Origin of the sequence: Pseudomonas sp. MF6767 (assembly GCF_016405475.1) — a bacterium.
Taxonomy (GTDB): Bacteria; Pseudomonadota; Gammaproteobacteria; order Pseudomonadales; family Pseudomonadaceae; genus Aquipseudomonas; species Aquipseudomonas paracarnis.
Window position 1 is genome coordinate 1 of the sequence record NZ_JAEKCY010000047.1, and the last position, 1,910, is coordinate 1,910.

General features: G+C 54.6%; 1 protein-coding gene. It reads left to right on the top strand.

Going from position 1 to position 1,910, the window contains the following annotated elements; genetic code table 11:
- Window positions 1-1,023 precede the first annotated feature (1,023 nt).
- Window positions 1,024-1,910: hypothetical protein (locus JFT58_RS29990; RefSeq protein WP_198834879.1), on the top strand; the 887-nt coding region annotated here is incomplete at its 3' end.

Sequence of the window (1,910 nt, forward strand, 5' to 3'; positions counted from 1 at the left end):
ACGACTGATCAAGCGGTGAAGCCGGATGCAAAAGACCAGCCGGTGAAGCCAGGTACGACTGATCAAGCGGTGAAGCCGGATGCAAAAGACCAGCCGGTGAAGCCAGGTACGACTGATCAAGCGGTGAGGCCGAATGCAAAAGACCAGCCGGTGAAGCCAGGTACGACGGATCAAGCGGTGAAGCCGGATGCAAAAGGTCCGAGGGTGCTAATAGATCACGGCGGATTGACGCCGAAACCGGGTAGAAACGATCATCCAGTGAAGCCGTCAGTGCCGATGCCTTCAGTGAATGTCACTAATGATGCTGAAGCAAATGTGCATGTGAACATCAATGTCGCTCACTGTCACTGCCCTGATACAAAGGACGGGCCAACCCCGGACTTAAATCCCAGGCAAGGTCCGAAGCCGGAATCGAACCCCGTGCCACAGCCGGGTCCAAAGCCGGAATCGAACCCCGTGCCCCAGCTGGGTCCGAAGCCGGGATCGAACCCCGTGCCCCAGCCGGGTCCAAAGCCGGAATCGAACCCCGTGCCCCAGCCGGGTCCAAAGCCTGAATCGAACCCCGTGCCCCAGCCCGGTCCGAAGCCTGAATCGAACCCCGTGCCACAGCCCGGTCCAAAGCCTGAATCGAACCCCGTGCCTCAGCCGGGTCCGAAGCCTGAATCGAACCCCGTGCCACAGCCCGGTCAGAAGCCGGAATCGAACCCCGTGCCGCAGCCCGGTCCGAAGCCGGAATCGAACCCCGTGCCCCAGCCCGGTCCGAAGCCGGAATCGAACCCGATGCCACAGCCAGGCCCGAATCCGGATACCAACCCGATACCTACACCCGCGCCACAGCCCGATAAGTTTGTTCCGGGTTTGACCAGCCCAGGTCCTGATGAGAATAAATTCGACAAAAACTGGCGCTTCAATGCTCGACTTTCATCCAGATCCTGAAATCCACTGGCTCATAAGAACGCTTGAATAAAACGGGGGCTTCTCCGAGGTATACCACTCGGAGAAGTACTGTTTAAGGAGAAACTTGTGTCGTGCTGTTCGATTAATAATATTGCGCGCGTGATAGATGTCCGTCAGGTGGCACCTGTTGATACGTTGAAACCCATTAATGACACTCTTCAGTGCACTCCAGTTAATTACGGAACTGTCGAGACAGCTAAAAAAAGCATTGGTACTAATAGAGAGTTAGTCACTACATTGTCGGGGCTGTTTGCGTCTTTTTTTTCACAGTTGATTTCTCTATTGTCCGATAAAAAAGATACGACAGTTCCTGATATTCCTCCTCCGCCCAGGGTTCAGCCTGAGGTTCCGCCTCGGGTCATACCTGAACCGCTACCACCAAAGCCTGAGGTCGCCGCAAACATTCCGGGTCTTTCGATAAAGCGTAATGGGGCTAAGCCGGACAACATCTGGAGTGGCTTTCGCCAAGGGCCAAGTGGCAACTGCGTTACCGTATCGGCCATCAAGGCAGCCATGTACCGATTTGGTCAAAGCCCTACGGACATTTTTCGCTCAGTGAGAAAAGAGCCTGGCGGTTATCACGTGGTCATGCACGACGATTTTCAGCTGAGATTGACCGACTCGGAGTTGGCGCAAGCAGCACAAGGTTCGCGGTTTATAGGTCCCGATAAAGAGATGCTCAAGGATGCGCAGTTTCTTTTTGCCGTCAGCGCCAAGCGCGCGCAAATGGAAGACAACGATGGTACGGCGAGCAGGAGTTTTCATGCTGCCATTCGCAGCCTGAACAATGGGGACTGGCGCTTATACACATCTGACGCTGCCGACGATCTACTCTGTGTAGATCTCTCTGGTCGCGGCACTATTAAAAAACAAAAGCTGAAGACGAAGAGACTACAGCAGCTACGGTGGGACTCCCACCAGTCACAAAAAGTGAAATACTCACCACATACAAC